A 24,063-nucleotide genomic window follows, 5' to 3' on the forward strand; every position below is an offset into this window, starting at 1 on the left:
CTGGGCTTGAAATTTCGGGTGGGTCAGCTCGCAGCCAGTTCGGCCGGAAGCCGGAATTCGATGTTTTCCTCGCGGCCCGGCAGCACCGAGACCTTGACCGGTCCGATCCGCCGCATCGCTTCGATCACGTCATCCACGAGTACCTCGGGCGCCGAGGCGCCAGCCGTGACGCCAACGGTCCTGGCATCTTTCAACCACTCCGGATTGAGTGCGCTGCCGTCGGCAATCAAATAACTCGCGACGCCGGCCTCAGTGCCGATTTCGCGGAGCCGGTTCGAGTTCGAGCTATTGGCGGCGCCCACCACCAAGATCACGTCGACCAGCTTGCTCAAGTCCCTTACCGCAGATTGGCGGTTCTGTGTCGCATAGCAGATATCCCGGATATCCGGACCTTGAATATCTGTAAAGCGGGCCTGGAGGGCCGCAATGATGTCCTTGGTGTCGTCGACCGACAGGGTGGTCTGGGTGATGTAGGCCACTGGCGTATCTGCGGGCAGCGTCAGGGCCTTAACCTCTTGAACGCTCTGGACAAGATGCACCGGGGCGGGAACCTGGCCCATCGTGCCCTCGACCTCGGGGTGGCCGGCATGGCCGATCAGGATCAAAGTGCGCCCCTTGGTGATGTAGCGCTTCCCCTGATTGTGAACTTTCGTGACCAGCGGACAGGTGGCATTGAGCACCGGAAGGTCGCGCGCGGCGGCCTCTTCCTCGACGCTGCGGGCGACGCCATGGGCGCTGAAAACGGTCACCGCCTTCGGCGGCACCTCGGACAGTTCCTCGACGAAGATCGCGCCTTTGTTCTTCAGGCTCTCGACCACGTATTTGTTGTGCACGATCTCATGGCGCACGTAGACGGGCGGGCCGTACTTCTCCAGCGCCCGTTCCACGATTTCGATCGCACGCACCACGCCCGCGCAAAAGCCGCGCGGCTGCGCTAGATAAACTTCCATAGGACGCCCATCACGCAAGTTGCATCAATCCGCTTCTCAAGTCCCCGGCGGCACCTCGATACTGCCCAATGAGTTGCAATAACCGCACCATTGGTTTCGCACACGCGGTAACTGACCACCCAAACTGGGCCACGGCGCATGGAGGCACAGCACTTTGTGTCAAAAAATCGGCAAAAAGGAAAGGCCGGGTGAAACCCGGGTTCCGCGCCGGTCCGATTTCATGGTATTATAATACAGTAATTGCCGTGAGCAAAATGGCGACATTTGTGCTCACCTCTTCGTCACTTTCCCGCCTCAACTCCCCGGCTATACCGACCGCCCCGCATGATTTTGCCACGGTCTTTCGCCGTTTACCTCGAACCTTCGTGCGGCGAGAGCCACTCAAAACAGCAATAGGTTTCGCCCGGGAACTCCGATAAAGAGCGGGCGTTTCCGGCAAGCTGTTAACACTAGAAAGAAAAGATGTGCTGCAAAGCGTAGTCGTTGCCATCGTCAAGGCCTGCACCCGGTTTGCCCCCCTTGTCGTCGTTCTCGGGCTCCTGCTGTCCGTGGGGGCGAGCTATTACGCTGCGCGCCATTTCGCCATCAACACCGACATCAATTCGCTGATTTCTCAAAATCTCGACTGGCGCAAGCGTGACCAGCAATTCGACAAGGCGTTCGATCAAAACGAAACGATTCTTGCTGTGGTCGAGGCCCGTACGCCGGAGATGGCGAGCGCGGCGGCAGATGCGCTCTATGCCAGGCTGAAGGACGACAAGACCAACTTCCAGTCGCTGCAGCAACTCGGAAGCGGCGAGTTCTTCGAGAGGAACGGACTGTTGTTCCTGCCGACAGAAGAAGTCGGCAAGATCACCGGCCAGTTCGAATCCGCAGCGCCCCTGATCGAGATCATGGCGGGCGATCCCTCGATCCGTGGCCTGACCGGCGCGCTGGAGACGGGACTTGCCGGCGTCAAGCGCGGCCAGGTCAAGCTCGACAGCACCGAGCGGCCCTTCAACCTGATCGCGCAGACGGTCGAGACCGTGCTCAACAAGGGCAATGCCAGCTTCTCGTGGCGCGAGCTCGTCAGCGACGAGCCGCTGAAGGATTCGGACAAGCGCGCTTTCATCGAGTTCAAGCCAATCCTCGACTACAACGCGTTGGAGCCTGGCAAGGATGCCACCGACGCGATCCGCAAGGCCGCGGCCGATCTCGATTTTCCCAACAAGTACCAGGCTCGGGTGCGGCTGACCGGTCCGGTGCCGATCGCCAACGAGGAATACGCCACCGTTCAGGAAGGCGCCGTCGTCAACGGCGTCGGCACGGTTCTCGTCGTGCTGCTCATCCTGTGGCTGGCGCTGCATTCGGCCAAGATCATCTTCGCGGTGTTCGTCAATCTCTTCGTGGGCCTTGCGCTGACGACCGCGGCCGGTCTGATGATGGTCGGCTCGTTCAATCTGCTTTCGATCGCGTTCGCGGTGCTGTTCGTCGGCCTCGGCGTCGATTTCGGCATCCAGTACAGCGTCCGCTACCGCTCCGAGCGCTTCAAGCACAATGATCTCTCGGCCGCGCTGGTGCGGGCTGCGAAACGCTCGGCGGTGCCGCTGTCGCTCGCGGCGATGGCGACTGCGGCCGGCTTCCTCTGCTTCATGCCGACCGACTACAAGGGCATCGCCGAACTCGGCCAGATCGCCGGTGTCGGCATGCTGGTTGCGTTCCTCTCCTCGATCACCGTGCTGCCGGCGCTGCTCAAGCTTCTGAACCCGCCCGGCGAGATGGAGCCGGTCGGCTACGCCTTCCTGGCCCCGCTCGATCACTTCCTGGAGAAGCATCGTGTGCTGGTCGTCGGCGGCACGCTGCTGCTGGCGGTCGCCGGCCTGCCGCTGCTCTACTTCATGAAGTTCGACTTCAACCCGATGAACCTGCGCAACCCGCATGCCGAGTCGATCGCAACCTTCCTCGACCTGCGCAAGGATCCCAACACGGGCGCCAACGCCATCAACGTGATGACCACGTCGGAGGAGCAGGCGAGGCAGGTCGAGGCGAAGCTGGAGAAGGTGCCGGAGGTGCTGCGGGTGATGTCGCTCGACAGCTTCGTACCGCAGGACCAGCCGCCGAAGCTGAAGCTGCTCGCGCAGGGCGCCAAGGTGCTGAATCCCGCGCTCAATCCGGACCAGGTCGACGCGGCGCCGACCGACAAGGAGAACGTCGATTCGCTGAAATCCTCGGTCGACAATCTGCGCCGGACGGCGGGTGACGCGAAGGGCCCGGGTGCGGTCGCCTCGCGCCGGCTTGCGGATGCGCTCGACAAGCTCGCCAATGGCGACGAGGCTACGCGGAACAAGGCGCAGGACGTGTTCATCACGCCGATGAAGATCGTGTTCGACCAGCTCCGGAACGCGATGCAGGCCGAGACTGTCACCCTGAAGTCATTGCCGCCCGATCTCGTCAGTGCCTGGAAGAGCAAGGACGGCATCATCCGCGTCGAGGCGCTGCCCAAGGGCGATCCCAACGACAACGACACGCTGCGCAAATTCGCAGCAGCCGTGCTTGCTGCGGAGCCGACGGCGATCGGCGGGCCGGTCTCGATCCTGAAATCCGGCGACACCGTGGTGAAGGCGTTCATCCACGCCGGCATCTATGCGCTGCTGGTGATCGGCCTGCTGCTGTGGATCACGCTGCGGCGGTTCGTCGACGTGCTGATGACGCTGGTGCCGCTGCTGGTGGCCGGCGCGGTCACGCTCGAGATCTGCGTGTTGATCGGCTTGCCGCTCAACTTCGCGAACATCGTCGCGTTCCCGCTGCTGCTCGGCGTCGGCGTCGCGTTCAAGATCTATTATGTCGTGGCCTGGCGCTCGGGCAGGACAAACCTGCTCCAGACCAGCCTGACGCGCGCAATCTTTTTCAGCGCGCTGACGACGGCGACCGCGTTCGGCAGCCTGTGGCTGTCGAGCCATCCCGGAACGTCCAGCATGGGCAAGCTGCTCGCACTCTCGCTGGTGACGACGCTTGCCGCAGTGCTGCTGTTCCAGCCGGCCCTAATGGGCAAACCCCGCAATCTCAGGGAGTAGGCAGATGTCGCCGACGGGGTCGGCGGCACTCTTCTGACCGGGCTTGGCTGCGCCGGCCGCCTTCGGGGCTGCGGGCGCAGGCGCAGTAGCACCGGTCGTGCCTTGAGGCGCTGTGCCTTGAGGCGCCGTACCTTGGGCTTTCGGCGCCGCGCCGGACTTCGGCGTGCCCTTGGCCATGGCGTTGGCGGTGCTCAACGGGATCGTCGGGCCGACCCGGGTCCAGGTCTCGCCGCCGCAGAGGAAGCCCATCACGCAGCCCTTGATTTCGAGCTGGTCGGTCCCTGCCGGAGTGATGGTCGCGCTGTAGAGCTGGCCGTCCTTGGCGTTGTAGACCTGTCCTTCCCACTGCTCGACGCCGGGCTTTTTCTTCATGTCGATCAGGGTTGCCATGCCGAGTGTGGGCCTGGTCTTCTTCGAGGCATCCGGATTGTATTCATCGCGGCCGCCGGGCTGTTTTTCCCAGGAAACCGCGCCCCACATGCTGCCATTGCATTGGGCGACACGAATGTTGGCGACGCCGTCGGCGACTCGCCAGTCGCCGGTGGGATCGGCGGCAAGCGCGGGTGTCAGGCAGCTGTAACCGCCAGCCAGTATTAGTCCGGTGTAAAGGGCTAAACGCATGATAGTTCCTTGGCAGTGCAACATGGTCTAAAGCTGTGCTTGCGAAGATGGTCCGAAAAAGGGCAAAAGGCCGCACAGACCGTTTTCAGTAACGGTCCGTTTTCAGTTGACGAGACGGCCCTCAACCGAAGTATGTAGCGGATGCACAGCCCAAATCCAGACATGTCTCAGCTATTCGCGGACCGTCAGGCCCAGCGCAGCACCCTGCATAATCGGCATCTGAACGAGCAGTTCGTTCGGGTTCTCAAGACCATCGGCTACGATGTCGGCTTCCAGAAGGGGCAGGGGCAGTACCTCTACGATCGCGAGGGCGCGCGCTACCTCGACCTGTTGTCCGGCTTTGGCGTGTTTGCGATCGGGCGCAATCACCCGGTGATGCGCGAGGCGCTCAAGAGCGTGCTCGATGCCGACCTGCCCAATCTCGTCCAGTTCGACGTCTCGGTGCTCGCCGGCGTGCTCGCTGAGCGGCTGCTGAAATATGTCCCCTATCTGGACAAGGCGTTCTTCGCCAATTCCGGCGCCGAATGCGTCGAGGCCGCGATCAAGTTCGCGCGCGGCGCCACCGGGCGCCCCGGTATCGTCTATTGCGCCCACGGCTATCACGGCCTGACTTATGGCGCGCTGTCGCTGACCGGTGATTCGAACTTCCGCACCGGCTTCGAGCCGCTGCTGCCGGGCTGCACCTCGATCCCGTTCAACGACCTTGCCGCGCTCGAAAAGGCGCTGGCCTCGCGCGAAGTGGCAGCGTTCGTCGTTGAGCCGATCCAGGGCAAGGGCGTCAACATGCCCACCGACGAGTTCCTGCCGGGTGCGGCCGCGCTCTGCAAGAAATACGGCACGCTGTTCGTTGCCGACGAGATCCAGACCGGCATGGGCCGCACCGGCCGCTTCCTCGCGGTCGAGCACTGGAACGTCGAGCCCGACATGGTGCTGCTGTCGAAGTCGCTGTCCGGCGGCCACGTGCCGGTCGGCGCGGTGCTGACGCGCAAGGCCATCTTCGACAAGATCTTCAACCAGATGGATCGTGCGGTGGTGCACGGCTCGACCTTCTCCAAGAACGACCTCGCCATGGCAGCGGGCATCGCGACGCTCGACGTCATGGAATCGGAGAAGCTGATCGAGTCCGCCGCCAAACGCGGCGCCGAGCTGCGCCTCGCGCTGACGCGCATGGTGCCCGGCTACGAGCTGATGAAGGAAGTGCGCGGCAAGGGCCTGATGATCGGCGTCGAGTTCGGCCCGCCGAAATCGCTGCGGCTGCGCGCGTCCTGGAACGTGCTGGAGACCGCCAACAAGGGCCTGTTCTGCCAGCTCATCACCGTGCCGCTGTTCAAGGATCACAAGATCCTGACCCAGGTCGCCGGCCACGGCAGCCACACCATCAAGCTGCTGCCGCCGCTGACCATCACGGAAGAAGACTGCACCTGGATCGAGCGCGCCTTCGACGACGTCATCGCCGGCAGCCACAAGGTCCCCGGCGCGATCTGGTCGCTCGGCAAGACGCTGGTGGACAACGCGGTGCGGCGGTCGGCGTAACGTTGATCTGATCAGGCCGCCTTCGGCTTGTTCACGGTTTCGATGCGATCGAGCGCCTTGCCGAGATCCCGTTTGGCGATCTGGATGTCGTAATCATTCTGAAGATTGAGCCAAAGCTCGGCGGTCGTGCCGAGCGCCTTGGCGAGTCGAAGTGCGGTGTCGGCGGTGATCCCGGTCTGCTCACTCGCAATCCGCTCGATACGCGTGCGCGGCAGGCCGCATGTCCTGGCGAGTGCGCCAGCGGACATGTTCAGCGGGATCAGAAATTCCTCTCGCAGAACCTCACCAGGGTGCATGGGCTTGAGTTTCTTGGCCATAAAGGAATTATAGTGGCCTAGCCCTGATGGAGCAAAGCGAAATCCAGGAGCGTCTTCCAGATTGCCGCCGCAGGACAATTCATCGATGGGACCCACAATCAAGCTTGTCGGTTTTCTCCTTTTTGTGGCGGGCGCGGGATCGATCTTCTACTTGCAGCATTGCGTCAGCGCGTACAGGTCTTCAGTTCCAAAGCCGCTTACAGTTGGACCATTCACCGCGATACGCGCTTCCTTTCGGTGGATGCACGATCCGAGTGACATGCTCGTTTCGGAAGAGTGCCTCGCAAATCTCAGCCGGGTGAAGACGGCGGCCCTGATCACAGGGATGTTCTGGCTTATCCTTGCGACTTTCTTGATAGTGGCACGAGCGTTGGACGTTTAGCATTTCTTGCTAACGCCCCGCGAATTAGCTCTGTTGCAGCGGTCAAAGTCTGGATTGCTTCGCTTCACTCGCGATGAGCTGGCCGAACCTACCCCTCCACATTCGCCTTCATTGCCGCCTCGAACTTGTCGACGAACTCGGCGAGCTCGTCGGCGCCGAGATCGCTGACCGCCCAGAAGTTCAGGCCGCGATTGCCCCAGCGGCGGCAGTTGAAGCCCTGCATGGTCTCGGTCTTTGGCGCGCGATATTCCGCGTTCGACGTTTGCGACACGAACAGATTGACCACGTGCTGCCGGCGCTTGTAGACGACCGCGCCGATGGCACGTGCGTCGATATAGTCGAGCCGGCCGCCGACCAGCGTAAAACCTTGCGCGGTGAGATCGATCACGGGCGGAGCGACGTCGAGCTTGCCGTTGAACCACGGCTTCACCGTGTGCTGGTCGCTCGAGACCACGTCGATGAGGTGCCCGGCCTGTAGTGAGCGCAGATGCGCGGAGACGACCTCCGACAGGATGCGCTGCTGGTCGTCCTGGCGCAGCACCAATGCGACGACGCCGGAGGCCGCGAGCGCGGAGACCGCCGAGCCCATGGCAAAGCCACGCAGCACGGAGCGGCGGCTCGGTTGTTGGCGTTGCGCTTGCGGCTGCGGCAGCGAGGCTTCGATCCGGGCGCGCAGGTTTGCGGGCGCGGTGTAGCGCAGATTGGTATCAGTGAGCACACGCTGCATCTCGCGCTGGGCGGCAAATTCGGCGGCGCAGGCCGGGCAGCTGGCGATATGGGCCTCGACCTCGCGCGCGTGGCCGGCATCGAGCTCGTTGTCGAGCAGCGCGTGAAGCAGGACCCTTGCTTCGTCGCAGGTCATCTTGAGTGCTCCTCTTCCGCCGTCCAGGCCGCGCGCAGCATGGCGCGGGCGCGGGCGAGGCGGGACATCACGGTGCCGACGGGGGCGCCGACGGTCTCGGCGATCTCACGGTAGGACAGGTTGTTGATCTCTCGCAGCACGAATGTTTCCTTGAATGGTTCGGCGAGTGCGTCGATCAGCTTGCGGATGGCGCCGGCATCGCGGCTGCGCAGCACTTCGGTCTCCGGGTTCGCCTCGCTCTCCTGCCAGATCGGCGTCTGCTCGGCGGCGCCGGGTGTATCCTCGATCGCGCCGGGCCTGTGCGCGCGCCGCGCATATTCGGCATTGCAGACGTTGCGCAGGATCGCGAACAGCCAAGGCTTCATCGCCGGCCCGCGATAGCTGTCGAAATGTTTCAGCGCGCGCAGATAGCACTCCTGCACCGCATCCTCGGCGTCGGAAGCGTCGCGCAGCAGATAGCGCGCGAGCGTGTAGACGTCGTCGAGATAGGGCAGCGTCGCCTCGCGGAAGCGCTGCGCCTTCTGCATATCGTCGTTGGCGGGCATCGCTCCTCGCTTTGCCTCTTGTTCTGCGCGGCGCGTTGTTTCGTCCCTGTTCGTTTCGTCGGCGTGTGTGACCGAAGGCACACGAGCCCGGCCGGCGTGGGACCACCGGCCGGGCAAGACGTTGATGCCTTGGTTCGAGCTGTTACTCAACCTTGATCATCCCCGTCATGTGCGGGTGCAGCGAACAAAAATACTTGTAGTCGCCCGCATTGGTGAAGGTGAACGAGAACTTGTCGTCGGTGTCCAGGGTCTTTGACCTGAATTTGCCTGCCGAAACGATCGTGTGCGGGATGTCGTCCCGGTTGGTCCAGGTCACGGTGGTGCCGACCTTGATCTTGAGCTCGGCCGGCTGGAAAACGAAATTGTCGATGTGAACGTCCATGTCGTCGGCGCGGGCGGTTGTTGCGGGCAACAGGATGGCCGCGGCCAAAGCGAGACCAAGGTCGACGCCGAAGTCGCGGCGATTGAGTGTTTTCATTGTCAGATTCCGTTCAACCCTGAAGCGGCGTGTCGATGATCGCGAGCCGCTGCTCGTTCTGCTTGAAGTTGATGCTGGCGACGCCGAGCATGGAGCGGAGCCTTGCATCCTCGACCTTCATCGGTCCGGGCGAGGGGGCGGCGCCCGGCGCGGGCTGCGGGAAGGCGGTGGAGCGCGCGGTGTGGAACGTGACGTTGCCCTCGACCTTCTGCATCACCTGGTGGATGTGGCCGTTCAGCACCGTGACCGAGCCGAAGCCTTTCACATGTTCCAGCGCGCGGCCGCCGTCCTCGGTGCCCCAGCCCCATTCGGGATAGACGGTCCAGAGCGGGATGTGGGCGAACAGCACGATCGGTGTCGATTTCGACTTGCCGCGCAGATCGTCCTCGAGCCAGGCGAGCTGCTCGGCGCCGAGATTGCCGAGGCCGCCGGCCTTAAGGTCGACGACGTTGACGAGGCCGACGAAGTGCACGCCGCCGGCATCGAACGAATACCAGCCCGCGCCCTTCGTGCCGCGGCCGTAGCGCTCGCGATAGAACTTCACCTCCTCGTCGAGGAAGTCATGCTCGCCGGGCACATAGTGCACGTCGAGCTTGCTTTGCGAGATGATGCGGTCGGCATTGTCGAACTCGGAGGCTTTCGACAGGTGGGTGATGTCGCCGGTGTGGATCATGAACGACGGCTTGGCCGGCATCGCGTTGATCTTGCCCACCGCTTCCTCCAGCGTGCCGAGCGCATTGGGATTGGCCGGCTTGTCGAAGCCGACATGGCTGTCGCTGATCTGGAGAAAGGTCATTCCCGGCGTGGCCGCGGTTGCGGCCTGCGCGGAATCGATGATGCCGAGCGAGCGCGGCACGCCGCCCGTGATGGTCCAGAGCACCCCGGTGCCGGCCCAGGTCATGCATTCCAGCACCTTGCGGCGGCTGACGCCGTCGTCCCCGTGATCGTGTCCGCTCATCGCACATCTCCTCTCGCCCGGAATTGGGCTTCGGGGAGGTGATCGGGGGAGGGGCGGGTTTATTCGCGGGAGGTGATGACGATTTCGTGAGGTGGCTGTAGCCCGCATGGAGCATAGCGGAATGCGGGGCCAGTGCGCGGGGCTATCCCCGGTTTCCGCTTCGCTCCATCCGGGCTACGGAGCGGAGTTCGCGAATTCCCGCACGGCCTCAACCACGGCCGCGGGCGCTTCCTGCGCCACGCAGTGCCCGGCGCCATTAAAGACCATCGTACTGACGCGCGGGATCAGCGACACGGCACGTCGCGCCATCTCCTTGTAGATCGGCCCCGACTTTGCGGCGGTCGTGACGCGCACCGGACAATTGATCTCGGTGAGCCCGGTAAACGGATTGCCGCGGGCATCGCCAACGTAAACCTGTTCCATCACCTCGTAGATCGGACGCAGGATCGCCGACTCGATCTCGGGCGTGCAGCAGAGCCGGACGCGGCCATCGTCGAGCGGCACAAAGCCGTGACGGACATACGCCCGGAGCGACGTCTCGGTCCAATCCGTAAACGCGGGCGCTGCGCGGTAGCGTTCGAAGACGGCGTCGGCACTATCGAACTCGGCGCGCCGGCGCAGCGTACTCTGCACGCGGGCGATGGATTCGTCGTTTAGTCCTCCGGCGCGCGCCGCGCGAGGGTCCATTACAGTGGGCTCCATCACGAACAGACGCGTGAAACGACCGGGCAAGAGTTTTGCCGCGAGCAGCAGGTCGGTCGCGCCTGCGCTGTGGCCGATCGCATAGACGTCGCGCAGCCTGAGCGCATCGATCACCCGGCAGATGTCGTCGGCATAATCGAGGAAATGATAGGCGCCGGGTTTGTGGCTCGCGCCATGGCCGCGGCGGTCGAGCGCATAGACTGTGTAGGTCGATGCAAGTTCGCGTGCGACCTCATCCCAGACGTCGGCGACGAAACCGGTGCCGTGCACGAGCAGGGCAGGCGGCTTGCCGCTCTCACCCCATCGCAGCATGGCGATCTGTATGTCGGCGGGACCGATTGAAAAGCGGTGCGGGTTGATCATGGAGACCGGATGCTACTTCGCATCCTCCAGAATCATCGTCGCACCTTTCTCGGCGATCATCGCTGTCGGCGTGTTGGTGTTGCCCGAGGTGATGGTTGGCATGATCGAGGCATCGACGATGCGCAGGCCTGTGAGGCCGTAGAAGCGCAGGCGCTCGTCGACCACGGCCATCGGGTCGTTCGCCGCGCCCATCTTCGCGGTGCCGACGGGGTGGAAGATCGTGGTGCCGATGTCGCCGGCGGCTTTGGCGAGCGAGGCATCGTCGTCGCCGACGGAGGGGCCGGGCAGATATTCGCTCGGGCGGTACTTTGCCAGCGCCTTCTGCTGCATCAGGCGGCGGGTGGTGCGGATGGCGTCGGCGCCGACCTGGCGGTCGTCGTCGGTCGACAGATAGTTCGGCGCAATGATCGGCTTCTCGTCAGGTGTGGCCGAGCGTAGCCGCACCGTGCCGCGCGAGGTCGGCTGGAGATTGCAGGCACTCACCGTGATCGCAGGGAAGCGGTGCAGGGGATCGCCGAACTTGTCGAGCGACAGCGGTTGCACGTGGAACTGGATGTTGGCGCGCGCGCGCGTCGCATCGGAGCGCGTGAAGATGCCGAGCTGCGATGGCGCCATGGTCAGGGGACCGCGGCGGCGGAAGGCGTAGTCGAGCCCCATCAGGCCGCGGCGGAACAGATTGTAGTAGGTCTCGTTCAGCGTGCGCACGCCCTCGACCTTGTAGATCGCGCGTTGCTGGAGATGGTCCTGCAGGTTGCGGCCGACGCCGGGCTTGTCCATCACGATGTCGATGCCGAGCGGCGACAGCCAGTCGGCGGGGCCGATACCGGAGCGATGCAGCACCTGCACCGAGCCGATCGAGCCGGCCGAGAGGACCACCTCGCGTTTGGCACGCGCCTCGATGATCTCGCCATTCTGCATGAAGCGCACGCCGACGGCGCGGCCGTGCTCGATGATCAGACGATCGACCAGCACGTGCTTCTCGAGCCGCAAATTGGGACGGTTCAGCGCCGGCTTGAGGAAGCCGCGTGCCGACGACCAGCGCCGGCCGCGCTTCTGGTTGACGTGGAAATAGCTGGTGCCTTCGTTGTCGCCGGTGTTGAAATCCGGGATGCGCTTGATGCCCATCTCCTCGGCGGCGTCGCCGACGGCATCGAGAACGTCCCAGGACAGCCGCGGCGCCTCGATGCGCCAGCCGCCGCCGGTGCCGTGATGCTCGCTCGCGCCGAGGAAGTGATCTTCCAGCCGCTTGAACAGCGGCAGCACGTCGTCATAACCCCAGCCGGTCATGCCGAGCTGGCGCCAATGATCGTAATCGGCCGCCTGTCCGCGCATCGAGATCATGGCGTTGATCGCCGAAGAGCCGCCGATCACCTTGCCGCGGGGATAGGCCAGCGCGCGGCCGTTCAGTCCGGGCTCGGCCTCGGTCTTGAACATCCAGTCCGAGCGCGGATTGCCGATCGCGAAGAGGTAGCCGACCGGAATGTGGAACCAGATCCAGTTGTCGTCGCCGCCAGCTTCGAGAATGAGGACACGATTCCCGGGATCAGCCGACAGCCGATTGGCCAAGATGCACCCCGCGGTGCCGGCCCCGACGACAATGTAGTCAAATTCACCTTCGAGCCGTCTTGGCATTCTGCTTCCACCCGGATGGTCTCAACCTTCCGTCCTAATAGGCAGAGGCGGCCGACCGGGACAAGCCCGGCCATGCCTGCTCGTCAGGGCTAGGCCCGATCCGCGGCAGTTGGGTGGACTGGCGCTTGCATGGTAGACAGTCCTGTATTTTCAACAAAGCTCGAGTCCCTCCATGCCCATCGTCAACCGCGTCGCCGACCTTCAACCCGATATTCAGGCCTGGCGCCGGGACATCCACCAGCATCCAGAGCTGCTGTACGACGTTCACCGCACCGCAGCATTCGTTGCGGACCGGCTGCGCGAGTTCGGCTGCGATGAGGTCGTGACCGGCCTCGGCCAGACCGGCGTGGTCGGCGTGATCAAGGGCAGCAAGCCGGCCGGCGAGGGGCTCAAGACCATCGGTCTGCGCGCGGACATGGACGCGCTGCCCGTCGAGGAGCAGACCAATCTGCCTTACGCCTCCAAGAACCCCGGCAAGATGCACGCCTGCGGCCATGACGGCCATACCGCGATGTTGCTCGGCGCGGCCCGCTATCTCGCCGAGACCCGCAACTTCGCCGGAGATGCGGTGGTGATCTTCCAGCCCGCCGAGGAGGGCGGCGCCGGCGGCGCGGCCATGGTCAAGGACGGCCTGATGGAGCGCTTCGGCATCGAGCAGGTCTACGGCATGCACAACGGCCCGGGCATTCCGATCGGCTCGTTCGCGATCCGGCCGGGTCCGATCATGGCGGCGACCGACGAGGTCGACATCAACATCGAGGGCCTCGGCGGCCACGCCGCGCGTCCGCACAAATGCGTCGATTCCGTGCTGGTCGGCGCCCAGGTCATCACCGCGCTGCAGTCCATCGTCGCGCGCAGCGTCGATCCCCTGGAATCGGCCGTGATCTCGATCTGCGAATTCCACGCCGGCAATGCCCGCAACGTCATTCCGCAGACCGCGACGTTGAGGGGCACCATCCGCACGTTGTCGCCTGAGGTGCGCAAGCTGGTCGAGAAGCGCGTGCACGAGGTGGTGGCGGGCGTGGCGCAGATCACCGGCGCCAGGATTGATCTGCGCTACAAGCGCAACTACCCGGTCGTGAACAACCACGCCGCGGAGACCGAGGTGGCGCGGCGCATCGCCAAAAACGTTGCCGGCGAAGCCAATGTGCACGAGATGCCGCCGCTGATGGGCGGCGAGGATTTCGCCTACATGCTCGAAGCCCGCCCCGGCGCCTTCATCTTCTGCGGCAACGGCGACAGCGCCGGCCTGCATCACCCCGCCTACAATTTCAACGACGAGGCGATCGTTTACGGTACGTCCTACTGGGTCAAGCTGGTCGAGGAATCGCTCGCGGCGTCGTGAGGCCGAACGCGAAGCAGAAATGAAAAGGGCCCGTGCATCGCACGGGCCCTTTGTGTTTGAGTGATGCGATCGCTCAGAAAATCCGCGAGAAGATCACGTAGAGCGTGGCCGACAGCGCGATCGCGCAGGGCAGCGTGAGAACCCAGGCCATCAGCAGGTTGCGGATGGTCGCCATTTGCAAGCCCGAACCGTTCGCGGCCATGGTGCCGGCGACGCCGGACGACAGCACGTGGGTGGTCGAGACCGGCAGACCGAACACGTCGGCAGCCCCGATCGTGGCGGCGGCGACGAGCTCGGCGGACGCTCCTTGCGCATAGGTGAGATGGGTCTTGCCGATCTTCTCACCGACCGTGATGACGATGCGCTTCCAGCCGATCATGGTGCCGAGCCCGAGCGCGATGGCGACCGCGATCTTCACCCAGTTCGGGATGAACTTGGTGGCGGCGTCGAGCGAGCCCTTGTAGGTGTTGAGCACCGCGACCTCGTCCTTGCTGAGATCGTTTTCCTTGTCCTTCATCAGGAAGCGGATCGCTTCCGAGGTCAGGTACATGTCGTTGCGGGTGTTGCCGACGGCTTCCGCCGGCACCTTGTTCAGCGAACCGTATTTGGCGACCTGGTCGCCGACGTCCTTCACCAGCACGGCCAGCGAGGGATAGGTGCCCTCGTTGAGCTTATGCAGAGCGATGTACTGCGTCACCGCCGGGCGAGGATCGCCGATGATGTCGTGGCCGGCGCCCTTCGCCGCAATCACCTTGGAGGCGGCCTCCGAGGTCTTCTGGAACTGGGCGACCTGCGATTCCGGCAGCGCGCGGTTGAGCGCGTAAGCGGTCGGCACGGTGCCGATCAGGATCAGCATGATCAGGCCCATGCCCTTCTGGCCATCGTTCGAGCCGTGGGCGAAGCTGACGCCGGTGCAGGTCGCGATCAGCAGACCGCGGATCCAGAGCGGCGGGGCCTTGTTGCCTTCGGGCGCCGCGTACAGGGCCGGGTTGCGCACGATGAACTTGAGCAGCAGCAACAGCACGGCGGCGCAGATGAAGCCGAAGAGCGGCGAGAGCAGGAGCGCGTAGCCGATCTCGGTGGCCTTGCTCCAGTCCACGCCCGAGGTGCCGTCGCGGCCGCGCATGACGGCGTTGGCGATGCCGACGCCGATGATCGAACCGATCAGGGTGTGCGAGGAGGAGGCGGGCAGGCCGAAATACCAGGTGCCGAGATTCCACAGGATTGCGGCGATCAGCAGCGCGAACACCATCGCGAAGCCGGCGCTCGAGCCGACCTGGAGGATCAGCTCGACCGGCAGCAGCGAGACGATGCCGAAGGCTACGGCGCCGGAAGACAGCAGCACGCCGAGGAAGTTGAAGAAGCCCGACCACATCACCGCGAATTCGGCGGGCAGCGAGTGGGTGTAGATCACGGTCGCCACCGCATTGGCGGTGTCGTGGAAGCCGTTGACGAATTCGAAGCCGAGCGCGATCAGCAGCGCGACGAACAGGAGGATGTAGGGCAGGAAGGTCGTGACCTTGGTGCCGGTTGCGTCGATGTCGGCATAGATGCTGTAAGCAACGAACAGCAGGCCCGCGGCGAGGATGCCGAAGAACAGGATCATCGTCAGAGGATTGAAGCCTTTGTCGAGATTTGGCCTGGAAGCCGGCTGGACAGGCGTCGGATCGCCTACCGCACGGTCGAATGCAACATCTGTCATTTTTGGACGCCCCTTAACTAATTTGAAGGGCTATTGTCCGCGATGGATTTGAAGGCTGGATGACAACTGCGTCCAAAAGTCGCTTTCCCACCTGTATTTAGGCCGCGCGCGGAGCCTTCTTCTGCAAGCCGGCGGCGATCTTCAGGTCTTCGACAAAGCGCTGATATTCCAGCACCTTGGCTTCCGGATCAGGCAGCCGCAGCAGATAGGACGGGTGCACCGTCACGAGCGCCTTGCGCCCGTCGGGCAGGTCGATGAGCCGGCCGCGGGTCTTTCCGATCGGGGTGATCTTGCCGAACACGCTTTGCGCGGCGGTGGCGCCCATTGCCACGATGAGCTCGGGCCCGATTGCCGAAACTTCCCGCTCATACCATTGTCGACACGCTTTGATCTCCGGCGTTGCCGGCTTCTGGTGCAGGCGGATCTTTCCGCGCGGCACGAATTTGAAATGTTTGACCGCGTTGGTGACATAGACCTTCTTGCGGTCGACGCCGGCTTCTGCAAGCGCGCGGTCGAGCATCTGGCCGGCCGGGCCGACGAAGGGATGGCCGGCGAGGTCTTCCTTGTCGCCGGGCTGCTCGCCGACCAGCATGATGGTCGCGTCTTTCGGGCCTTCGCCGAACACGGTCTGCGTCGCGTCCTTGTAGAGCGGGCAGGCGCGACAATGCGCGGCCTCCTCGCGGAGCGCTTCGAGATCGTCGGCAGCAAGCTTGCGTGTCATCGGAGCCTCCGGCCGCTTCTGAGGCTTGTGCGGATCGGTTGCGGCATTGGCGATCATGGCGCCGGTCATGCGTTCGGCGTCCTCGATCAAGGGTTTAATGATCGAAGCCTCGGGCAGGTTCCTCCAGTATTTCTTCGGCATCTCCGTCTGCATCGCTTTCACCTTGAGCCGGGCCGGATTGAAGATGCTGGCGTAGTAGCGCCGCCAGGTTTCCTCCAGCCGGTCTTCGCCCGGCGCTTCGTTCTTGCTCACGCCCGGCGTGAACGAGAGCGCATGGCCGTCCCAATGCGCGCAGAGATCAGGCGTCAGGATCGACCAGGGCATGTCGGCAAACCGTTTTGCGAAGAACGGCGCAGCGAGCTCGACGATGTGATGCTCCGGCTCGAACCATGCGACGTAATGCGCTGCGCGCTCCCGGCCGATCTCGCGGAAGCGCACGAAGGCATGCATCTTGTGCTCGTCGCGATGAACCGCTCTTGCCATCGCAATGACCTGCGCGACGTCGGCATCGGTCGCGACCTCGATGAGATCGTGATTGTCTTTCAATCGCCAGAGCAGGCGATAGAGGATCGCAAATCGCTCGGGATCACGATGCAGGATCGCAGCCTTGGCGAGATCGACGAATTTTGCTGAGACATTGAAGGTGCCGTCATTCAGCTCAAGTATCGGAGACGGCGAGGGCGGCGCGAACAAATCCGCTTCACCGCCTTGCACGGTCCAGGTGACATCGGTGGGCTGCACATGATGAAGCACGAGGCTACGTGCGGCTTTGCGCCAGCCATCGAAATCGGTTTGATTGTCGAGGGTGATGTACTGCATCAGAAGCCAAACCCCAGTTGTGTTGCCTTCGGTTTGAACCGTTCGATCAGCCGCGCCTCGTCGAGGCGATGCGGGGCGGGCCGGTGATCGCTGAGCACGATGAACGGCAGCGCCTTGTTGCGGGGCACGTGCAGCCGCGCCAGATCGGCCACGCGAATGGTGGTGGTGCGCCGCGTTGCGATGATGCGTTCGACGGCTTTTGTGCCGAAGCCAGGCACGCGCAGCAGCTCCTCGCGGCTGGCGCGGTTGACGTCGAGCGGAAAGCGGTCGCGATGGCGTAGCGCCCAGGCGAGCTTCGGATCGATGTCGAGCGGCAGCATCGCGCTGTCGTCGACGATCTCCGCAACGTCGAAGCCATAGAACCGCATCAGCCAGTCGGCCTGGTAGAGCCGATGCTCGCGCAGCAGTGGCGGTGCGCGCAGGGGCAGCGCGCGGCTGGCATCGGGGATCGGGCTGAAGGCGGAGTAGTAGACGCGCCTCAGCCGGTAGGAACCGTAGAGATTGGCGCTGGTGTGGAGAATGGTGTGATCATTTGCACTGTCGGCGCCGACGATCATCTGCGTGCTTTGTCCGGCCGGCGCGAAGCGCTGCGGCCTGGCCTTCGTCTTCGCGCTGCGGCCTTCCTCGGCCTCGTCGAGCTTCAGCCGCAGCCGGCCCATGGTGCGGCGGATCGCACGCACGTCCTTCTCGGGCGCGAATTGCTGCAGGCTCGTCTCCTCGGGCATCTCGATGTTGATGGAGAGACGATCGGCATATTTGCCGGCTTCCGCGATCAGCGCGTCGTCGGCCTCCGGAATGGTCTTGAGATGGATGTAGCCGCGGAAGTGATGCTCCTCGCGCAGTTTGCGCGCGACGCTGACCACCTGCTCCATGGTGTAGTCGGGGCTGCGGATGATGCCGGAGGAGAGGAATAGCCCTTCGATGTAGTTGCGCCGGTAGAAGTCGAGCGTGAGCTTGACCACTTCGTCGATGGTGAAGCGGGCGCGCGGCACGTTGGAGGAGGCGCGGTTGACGCAATAGAGGCAGTCGTAATTGCAGGCGTTGGTCAGCAGCACCTTGAGCAGCGAGATGCAGCGTCCGTCAGGCGCGTAGGAATGGCAGATGCCCATGCCCGGCGCGGTCGAGCCCATGCCCTTGCCGTCGCTGGAATCCCGCTTCTCGGTGCCGCTGGAGGCGCAGGACGCGTCGTACTTGGCGGCATCTGCCAAAATCTCGAGCTTGCGTTGCACGTCCATTCTTGAATCCCTTTGATTCCGCTCATGAATCCGACAGGGCACCAATTCGATTGACTCAAGGCGTCCCGTTAGCTTTATATTAGAACATATCATGAACAAATGAGCCAGCCGCTGGTTCTCTTTTCGAGAGCCATCGGCAATCACCTCTGAAGGAGCGGCGTATATGAGCGGCGCACGTATGAGCGCGCTTGCGACCTTGCGCGGCCAGATCGAGCGCATCGAGACGGCGGAGGTCGTGCATCAGCAGGATCGCGTCGCACTCGGCCACAGCGAGGTCGACAGCGCGTTGAAGGGCGGGCTCGCGCGCGCGGTGATCCACGAGGTGTTTTGCGAGGGCCGGCAGGGGACGGCCGCGACGGGCTTCGTGATGGGGCTCGCGGGGCGCGTGTCGGCACGCAAACCGCTGCTGTGGATACGGCAGGATTTTTCCGAGCTCGAGACCGGCGCGCTGTCGATGAGCGGGCTCGCCGAGATCGGCCTCGATCCGCGCCGCGTGGTGATGGTGCGCGCGGCCGATGTGGAGAGCGCGCTGCGCACCTCGGCCGATGCGCTCGCCTGCGATGCGCTGGGTGCGGTCGTGCTCGAGCTCTGGGGCGAGATCAGGCAGTTCGATCTGGTGGCGAGCCGCAAGCTGACGCTGGCCGCGCAAGGCTCCGGCGTCACCGGGCTGATGCTGCGGATGGCCGCGCAGCCGCTGCCGTCGACTGCGGAGACACGATGGATGCTGCGCGCGGCGCATTCGCCGCCGGGGGCGATGTGGAGTGCCTGGGGCGCGCCGCGCTTCGATGCCGAGCTCTTGCGCAATCGTCATGGCCCGTGTGGCCGGTGGATCATGGAATGGAAATGTGATGAGTGCCAGTTCTCTGAACCGTCGACGTATCCTCAGCCTGTGGCTGCCGCGCCTGCCTATCGACCGGATCCAGCGGTTCTTCAGCAGCGCCGGGTTGGGTAAAAGTAATAATGAGCCGAGCATCGTCGTCATCAAGGACAACAATGCACTGGTGATCCATGCGCTCGACGAGGCCGCCGAGCGCCTCGGCCTGCACATCGGTCAGCCGCTGGCGAATGCGCGGGCGATGTGCCCGGACCTGAAGGTGTTCGACGCCGATGTCGTGGCCGATGCGAAGACGCTCAGCGACATCGCGGACTGGTGCGACCGCTTTACGCCGCTGGTGGCGCTGGATGCGCCGCACGGGCTGTTTCTTGATATCACCGGCTGCGCGCATCTGTTCGGCGGAGAGGCCGCGCTGTTGCAGACGCTGGTCCGTGCCCTCGCTCGCCAGGGCTTTGCCGTCAGCGCGGCGATCGCCGGCACCTCGGTCTGCGCGCGTACGCTGACGCGGCAGGCCTCCGGCACCATCGTCGCCAATGGCGGGGAGGCGGCGGCGATCGACCGGTTTCCGGTATCAGCGCTCGGCGCGGGCGAGGCCATCACCACCGGCCTGCGCCGCGCCGGGCTGAAGACCATCGGCGATGTCGCATCGCGCAGCGCCTCCGAGATCACGGCGCGGTTCGGCGCACGGTTCTCCACACTGCTCGCGCATGCGCTGGGGCAGGGCGATGCGCCGATCAACCCGCGAAAGCCGCTGCCCGATTACATCGTCGAGAAACGTTTCGCCGAGCCGATCGCGACCGACACCATGATCGCGATGACGCTGTCCCGGCTCGCGGACACGCTGATCGCCTCCATGGAGAAGCAGGGCAAGGGCGCGCGGCGCCTGGAAGCCGCGTTCTTCCGCACCGACGGCGTGGTGCGCGCGATCATGGTCGAGACCGGGCGCCCGGTGACGCGAAGCGCCGTGATCGACCGGCTGTTTCGCGAACGCCTCGATGCGCTCGCCGATCCCCTCGATCCCGGTTTCGGCTTCGACATGGTGCGGCTGTCGGCAAGCCGCACCGAGATCGTGGTGCAGGAGCAGCGCGATCTCGACGCCCATGTTCACGACAATGACGAGCTCGCCGCGTTGATCGACCGCATCGCCGCGCGCATCGGCGGAAGGCGCGTCGTCGTCCACCTGCCGCAGGACACCCATATCCCCGAATGTGCGGTGCTGGCGGCGCCTGCCCAGCACCATCTCGCCGCCGCCATGCAGGCCGAGTGGCCGGCGCGGGCCGAGAGCGAGCCGCCGCTGCGCCCGCTCAGGCTGTTCGACAAGCCGGAGCCGATCAAGGTGCCGTTCGCGACCGTGCCCGACGGTCCGCCGCATCAATTCACCTGGCGCCGCGCGCTGCATGCGGTGGTGCGGGTGGAAGGGCCCGAGCGCATCGCGATGGAATGGTGGCGGCAGGACGGCAAGCAGCTGACGCGGGATTATTTCCGCATCGAGGATGCCGAAGGCCTGCGTTTCTGGATCTTTCGCGACGGTCTTTACGAGGGGGAGGTGTTCGACGGCGACGGCGAGCCCGCTTCTCCCGGCTGGTATGTGCACGGTCTCTTCGCATGAACGCTCCCGCTTATGCCGAGATCGGCATCACCACCAATTTCTCCTTCCTGCGCGGCGGCTCGGATCCGCGCGCTTACGTACATCAGGCCAGCAAGCTCGGCATTCCCGTGATCGGCATCGCCGATCACAATACGCTGGCCGGCGTGGTGCGCGCCTGGAGTGAGCTCGACAATGACAAGGTGCTGCACAAGCCCAAGCTCTTGATCGGTGCGCGCATCGTCTTCATCGACGGCACGCCCGACATTTTCGTCTACCCGCGCGACCGCGCCGCCTATGGCCGGCTGTGCCAGCTCCTCACCCGAGGCAAGCGCGGCGACGACATCACGCGGATCGAGAAGGGGGAATGCCGTCTCACCTTCGCCGATCTCCTGGAATTTTCGGAAGGCCAGCTCCTGGTCCTGACGCTGCCGCATCGCTTCGAGGCCGAGCGGGCGCTGGATGTTCTCGCCAAACTCAGGGCGAGCCGCGCCGAAGGCGTGTGGTTGGCGGCGAGCCTGATCTATCGCGGCGACGACCGCCGCCGCCTGGCGCGGCTCGACGATCTCGCCGCCAAGGCAAACGTGCCGCTGCTCGCGACCAACGAGGTGCTCTATCACGATCCCGGCCGCCGTCCGCTTCAGGACGTGCTGACCTGCATCCGGGAAAAGACCACCATTGAAGCTGTCGGACGAAAGCTCGAAGCCAATGCCGAGCGCTTCCTGAAGACGCCCCGCGAAATGGCGCGGCTGTTCCGCGATTTTCCCGAGGCGATCGCGGAGACCATGCGCTTTGCGGACAGGATCGACTTCACGCTCGACCAGCTCAAATACCAATATCCGGACGAGCCGGTGCCGCCGGGCAAGACCGCGCAGGGGCATCTGGAGGATCTGACCTGGGCGGGTGTCGACAAATACTTCGGCGGTATCGACAACATTGACGCAAAGCTGCGCGCCACCCTCAAGAAAGAGCTCGCGCTGATCGCCGAGCTGAAATACGCGCATTACTTCCTCACCGTGCATGACATCGTGCACTACGCGCGCAGCCAGAACATCCTGTGCCAGGGACGGGGATCGGCGGCGAACTCGGCCGTCTGCTACGTGCTCGGCATCACCTCGGTCGACCCCACCAAGGTCGATCTGCTGTTCGAGCGCTTCATCTCCAAGGAGCGCCTCGAGCCGCCCGACATCGATGTCGATTTCGAGCATTCGCGGCGCGAGGAGGTGATGCAATATGTCTATCGCCGCTACGGCCGCCACCGCGCTGCGATCATCGCCACCATCATCCATTACCGTCCGCGCAGCGCCATCCGCGACGTCGGCAAGGCGCTGGGCCTGACCGAGGACGTCACCGCCGCGCTCGCCGACACCGTCTGGGGCAGCTGGGGCAAGGGCCTCAACGACATGCAGGTCAGGCAGGCCGGGCTCGATCCCAACAATCCCATGATCAACCTCGCGGTCGAGCTTGCGACCGAGCTGATCGAATTCCCGCGACATCTCTCCCAGCATGTCGGCGGCTATGTGCTCACGCAGGACCGGCTCGACACCTATGTTCCCATCGGCAATGCCGCGATGGACGACCGCACCTTCATCGAATGGGACAAGGACGACGTCGACGCGCTCAACATGATGAAGGTCGACGTGCTCGCTCTGGGCATGCTGACCTGTATCAGAAAGTGTTTTGATCTGATCGCGGAGCACAAGGGGACGCGCTGGGTTCTGGCGAGCGTTCCGCAGGACGATCCCAAAGTTTACGACATGCTGTGTGACGGAGAGTCGCTCGGCGTGTTCCAGGTCGAGAGCCGCGCGCAGATGAACATGCTGCCGCGCCTGAAGCCGCGGACGTTCTACGATCTCGTCATCGAGGTCGCGATCGTGCGGCCCGGGCCGATCCAGGGCGACATGGTGCATCCTTACTTGAGGCGACGAAACGGCCTGGAAAAAGTCACTTATCCCTCGCCATCGCCTGAGCATGGTCCTGCAGACGAGCTCTACAAGGTGCTTCACAAGACGAAGGGCGTGCCTTTGTTTCAGGAACAGGCGATGCGCATTGCGATCGAGGCGGCAAGATTCACCTCCGAGGAGGCCAACGGCCTGCGCCGCTCGATGGCGACATTCCGCAATGTCGGCACCATCGGCCAATACGAGGAGAAGCTGATCGGCAACATGGTCGCGCGCGGCTACGATCCCAACTTCGCCAGAAGCTGTTTCGACCAGATCAAGGGCTTTGGCTCCTACGGTTTTCCCGAGAGCCACGCGGCAAGCTTTGCGCAGCTCGTCTACATCTCGTCATGGCTGAAGTACCATCACCCCGATGCGTTCTGCTGCGGCCTGCTGAACTCGCAGCCGATGGGCTTTTACGCGCCGGCGCAGATCGTCGGCGACGCCCGCAAGAACGGCGTCGAGGTGCGCGACATCGATGTCTCCTACAGCTTTGCGCAGAGCACGCTGGAGAATACCGATAAAAAATATTGCGCCGTGCGCCTCGGCTTCCGCCAGGTCGACGGTTTTCATTGGCTCGATCCGGATGAGGAGGAACTCAAGAGGCAGCAGGCGGAGCGGCAAGGCAAAGTCTATGTCACCCAGGAAGACTGGGCCGACCGCATCATCAAGGCGCGCACCCGCCACCCCTTTACTTCGCTCGAAGACTTTGCCCGCGACACCGGCCTGCCAAAGCGCGCGCTGATCCTGCTCGCGGATGCCGATGCGTTCCGCTCGCTCGGGCTCGATCGCCGCGAGGCGCTGTGGCAGGTGCGGCGGTTGCCTGACGACGTGCCGCTGCCGCTATTCGAAGCGGCGACCGCACGCGAGCAACCGGACGAGCACGCAAAGCCGCTGCCGGTGATGCCGCGCGCCGAGCAGGTGGTCGCGGACTACCAGACTATCCGCCTATCGCTGAAGGGCCATCCGATGGAATTTTTGCGCGAGATGTTTTCGCGTGAGCGTGTCGTCGCCTGCAAGGAGATCAGTCACGAAAACGAGCGGCGCCGCGTCCGCTGTGCCGGCGTGGTGCTGGTGCGGCAGCGGCCGGGCAGCGCCAGCGGCGTCGTGTTCATGACGCTGGAGGACGAAACCGGCATCGCCAATGTCGTGGTGTGGCCCAAAATCATGGAGCAGTACCGGAAAGAGGTGATGGGCGCGCGCCTGATCGAGGTGCAGGGCTACATTCAGAGCAGCCCGGAGAAGGTGACGCATCTGATCGCCCAGCGCATGATCGACCGTTCGCACGATCTGGTCGGTCTTGCCAACGATGCCCTGAGCCGCAAGCATCCGGTGCCGGCAGGCGCCTCGGTGGTCGAGCCCCTCAACGATGACCCCCGCGCCCATGCGGATATGCCGGCACAAAAAATCCGCCACCCCCGCAACGTCCGCATCCTGCCGCCGTCGCGGGATTTTCATTGAGGGTTATGCGCCTCCGGCAAAACT

Annotated in this window: 18 protein-coding genes; 6 read left to right on the forward strand and 12 right to left on the reverse strand. The window is 64.1% G+C overall.

Going from position 1 to position 24,063, the window contains the following annotated elements; all coding sequences use genetic code 11:
- Nucleotides 1-23 precede the first annotated feature (23 nt).
- A complete protein-coding gene (gene ispH / locus NLM15_RS13875; RefSeq protein ID WP_254117605.1) occupies nucleotides 24-950 on the reverse strand; it encodes a 4-hydroxy-3-methylbut-2-enyl diphosphate reductase in 927 nt (308 codons plus the stop codon).
- A gap of 464 nt (nucleotides 951-1,414) precedes the next feature.
- Between ispH and NLM15_RS13880 the strand changes: the two genes are divergently transcribed.
- Nucleotides 1,415-4,003, forward strand: a complete 2,589-nt coding sequence (locus NLM15_RS13880) for an MMPL family transporter (protein WP_254117607.1) — start codon at nucleotides 1,415-1,417, stop codon at nucleotides 4,001-4,003.
- On the opposite strand, the gene NLM15_RS13885 is transcribed toward NLM15_RS13880, so the two are convergent.
- Entirely contained in the window at nucleotides 3,971-4,624 is a 654-nt protein-coding gene (locus tag NLM15_RS13885; protein ID WP_254117609.1) for a DUF2147 domain-containing protein, read from the reverse strand. The genes NLM15_RS13880 and NLM15_RS13885 overlap by 33 nt on opposite strands.
- 141 nt (nucleotides 4,625-4,765) lie before the next feature.
- On the opposite strand from NLM15_RS13885, the gene hpnO reads away from it, so the two are divergent.
- The gene (gene hpnO, locus NLM15_RS13890; protein WP_254117610.1) at nucleotides 4,766-6,157 is read left to right on the forward strand and encodes an aminobacteriohopanetriol synthase HpnO; all 1,392 of its coding nucleotides are present in this window, start codon (nucleotides 4,766-4,768) and stop codon (nucleotides 6,155-6,157) included.
- Between the two features lie 11 nt (nucleotides 6,158-6,168).
- Here the strand turns inward: hpnO and NLM15_RS13895 are convergent, their stop codons facing one another.
- The 7 genes from NLM15_RS13895 to NLM15_RS13925 all read right to left on the reverse strand — a co-directional run bounded on the left by NLM15_RS13895 (nucleotide 6,169) and on the right by NLM15_RS13925 (nucleotide 12,396).
- The gene (locus tag NLM15_RS13895) at nucleotides 6,169-6,474 is read right to left on the reverse strand and encodes a HigA family addiction module antitoxin (RefSeq protein WP_254124233.1); all 306 of its coding nucleotides are present in this window, start codon (nucleotides 6,472-6,474) and stop codon (nucleotides 6,169-6,171) included.
- Between the two features lie 470 nt (nucleotides 6,475-6,944).
- Nucleotides 6,945-7,718 carry an anti-sigma factor gene (locus tag NLM15_RS13900; RefSeq protein WP_254117611.1) on the reverse strand — a complete coding sequence of 258 codons (774 nt, stop codon included), beginning with the start codon at nucleotides 7,716-7,718 and terminating at the stop codon, nucleotides 6,945-6,947.
- Nucleotides 7,715-8,263: a sigma-70 family RNA polymerase sigma factor gene (locus NLM15_RS13905; RefSeq protein ID WP_254117612.1), complete on the reverse strand. Its 549-nt coding sequence runs from the start codon at nucleotides 8,261-8,263 to the stop codon at nucleotides 7,715-7,717. The genes NLM15_RS13900 and NLM15_RS13905 overlap by 4 nt, the downstream gene beginning before the upstream one ends.
- A 142-nt stretch (nucleotides 8,264-8,405) precedes the next feature.
- Nucleotides 8,406-8,741, reverse strand: a complete 336-nt coding sequence (locus NLM15_RS13910) for a cupredoxin family copper-binding protein (protein WP_254117613.1) — start codon at nucleotides 8,739-8,741, stop codon at nucleotides 8,406-8,408.
- A gap of 13 nt (nucleotides 8,742-8,754) precedes the next feature.
- Entirely contained in the window at nucleotides 8,755-9,699 is a 945-nt protein-coding gene (locus NLM15_RS13915) for a metallophosphoesterase (protein WP_254117614.1), read from the reverse strand.
- 174 nt (nucleotides 9,700-9,873) lie between these two features.
- On the reverse strand, nucleotides 9,874-10,764 hold the full coding sequence (locus NLM15_RS13920) for an alpha/beta fold hydrolase (RefSeq protein WP_254117615.1): 891 nt from the start codon (nucleotides 10,762-10,764) through the stop codon (nucleotides 9,874-9,876).
- 12 nt (nucleotides 10,765-10,776) lie between these two features.
- Nucleotides 10,777-12,396, reverse strand: a complete 1,620-nt coding sequence (locus NLM15_RS13925) for a GMC family oxidoreductase (RefSeq protein ID WP_254117616.1) — start codon at nucleotides 12,394-12,396, stop codon at nucleotides 10,777-10,779.
- Between the two features lie 172 nt (nucleotides 12,397-12,568).
- On the opposite strand from NLM15_RS13925, the gene NLM15_RS13930 reads away from it, so the two are divergent.
- Nucleotides 12,569-13,741: a M20 aminoacylase family protein gene (locus tag NLM15_RS13930; protein WP_254117618.1), complete on the forward strand. Its 1,173-nt coding sequence runs from the start codon at nucleotides 12,569-12,571 to the stop codon at nucleotides 13,739-13,741.
- A gap of 73 nt (nucleotides 13,742-13,814) precedes the next feature.
- Here NLM15_RS13930 and NLM15_RS13935 read toward each other — a convergent pair whose 3' ends face one another.
- The 3 genes from NLM15_RS13935 to NLM15_RS13945 form a co-directional block, all read right to left on the reverse strand.
- Nucleotides 13,815-15,443, reverse strand: coding sequence for an inorganic phosphate transporter (locus tag NLM15_RS13935; RefSeq protein ID WP_254117620.1), 1,629 nt, complete (start codon nucleotides 15,441-15,443; stop codon nucleotides 13,815-13,817).
- Between the two features lie 97 nt (nucleotides 15,444-15,540).
- Entirely contained in the window at nucleotides 15,541-16,983 is a 1,443-nt protein-coding gene (locus tag NLM15_RS13940) for a UdgX family uracil-DNA binding protein (RefSeq protein WP_254117621.1), read from the reverse strand.
- A complete protein-coding gene (locus NLM15_RS13945; RefSeq protein ID WP_254117623.1) occupies nucleotides 16,983-18,218 on the reverse strand; it encodes a putative DNA modification/repair radical SAM protein in 1,236 nt (411 codons plus the stop codon). Before NLM15_RS13945 ends, NLM15_RS13940 begins: the two co-directional genes overlap by 1 nt.
- Nucleotides 18,219-18,381: 163 nt before the next feature.
- On the opposite strand from NLM15_RS13945, the gene NLM15_RS13950 reads away from it, so the two are divergent.
- The 3 genes from NLM15_RS13950 to NLM15_RS13960 are packed head-to-tail and all read left to right on the forward strand — an operon-like array spanning nucleotide 18,382 to nucleotide 24,039.
- Nucleotides 18,382-19,170 (forward strand): ImuA family protein, encoded by a 789-nt coding sequence (locus tag NLM15_RS13950; protein WP_254117625.1) that lies wholly within the window; start codon nucleotides 18,382-18,384, stop codon nucleotides 19,168-19,170.
- Entirely contained in the window at nucleotides 19,067-20,662 is a 1,596-nt protein-coding gene (locus tag NLM15_RS13955) for a DNA polymerase Y family protein (protein ID WP_254117626.1), read from the forward strand. The genes NLM15_RS13950 and NLM15_RS13955 overlap by 104 nt, the downstream gene beginning before the upstream one ends.
- Nucleotides 20,659-24,039 (forward strand): error-prone DNA polymerase, encoded by a 3,381-nt coding sequence (locus NLM15_RS13960; protein ID WP_254117627.1) that lies wholly within the window; start codon nucleotides 20,659-20,661, stop codon nucleotides 24,037-24,039. The genes NLM15_RS13955 and NLM15_RS13960 overlap by 4 nt, the downstream gene beginning before the upstream one ends.
- Nucleotides 24,040-24,063 lie beyond the last annotated feature (24 nt).

The organism is Bradyrhizobium sp. CCGB20 (assembly GCF_024199855.1).
In the GTDB taxonomy this organism is placed as follows: Bacteria; Pseudomonadota; Alphaproteobacteria; order Rhizobiales; family Xanthobacteraceae; genus Bradyrhizobium.